The following is a 977-nucleotide window of genomic DNA, read 5'->3' as shown; positions in this document are numbered from 1 at the left end:
CGAAGCCACTGAAAAAGTCCCTATATTTATAATAAAAAAGCTTCACAACTATGCTGCAATTAGAAAAACGAAAGTTTTTTCTTCCTTTTTGAAATAAATGTCATTTATTTGCTTGAAAGATGGTTTTTTAGAGGATAGTATCTTAGCTATCCTCTTTAAATTAACTGCTAATGCAGTTAATTTTGCTTGTAAAGACATGCTTCTTAGACCGTACCCTCTGGCACGATCTAACCCGTGGAAATTTTTCATTTCGCCATTTTTCCATTCTTGGCAAGCTCTTTCCTTATATTTTTCTTTGAATTCTTCGGTCTTTTGTTCCTGGCTGTATTCATAAAACTCTGGTGTATTAATACTGACCTGTAACAATTTACCGACTCTTTTTTCCTTTATGCACAATTCCCTTAATGGACAATTTCTGCATTGTTCTTTTTCAAAGGAATATTTATAGTATTCTTTTCCCCGTTTATCTTTGTAGTACTTCTTTTTTTCTGTTTTATTTCCTTGAACGCAAAACCATTCATCAGAATCCTTATTGTAGCTAAACCTTTCTTCATCTAACCGGTAAGCCATCGCACTTACAGGTATATAGGGTTTTGCCCCAATTTGTTTGATTTGATCCAATATTGTCTTTTTAAAATAAGCTTTATCACCAAAGATTTCCTTTATAGTAAGTCCACTTTTTAATGTCAATTCCAGTAATTCTTGGAACTGCGTTCCATCCACATATGCTCCATCATTCACTCTAACGGCTGTAATGATTCTTTGTCCTGTCGTAACCATATATTCCGTTTTATATCCAAAAAAGTTTTCTGTTTTACTCTTATGACCCACTCTCGCGTCTTGGTCTACGATGGAGCGAACTCCTTTTTGTTCAATAAATTTAGGATCCTTTATTATAGCTTTTGCATTTTCAACTATTTCTTTTGTTTGCGGATAGAGTTCTAAAGCTAATTGTTCTTCTACGCTAGAAATGGTTT

General features: G+C 33.7%; 1 pseudogene. It reads right to left on the bottom strand.

From position 1 onward, the window contains the following. Window positions 1-126: 126 nt before the first annotated feature. Window positions 127-977 (bottom strand): annotated as a pseudogene (locus E1I69_RS24200) (transposase); the annotation flags it as partial.

The sequence above is a fragment of the Bacillus timonensis genome (genome assembly GCF_004799755.1).
Taxonomy (GTDB): Bacteria; Bacillota; Bacilli; order Bacillales; family Bacillaceae_L; genus Ferdinandcohnia; species Ferdinandcohnia timonensis_A.
This window is presented reverse-complemented; position numbering and strand designations above follow the sequence as displayed.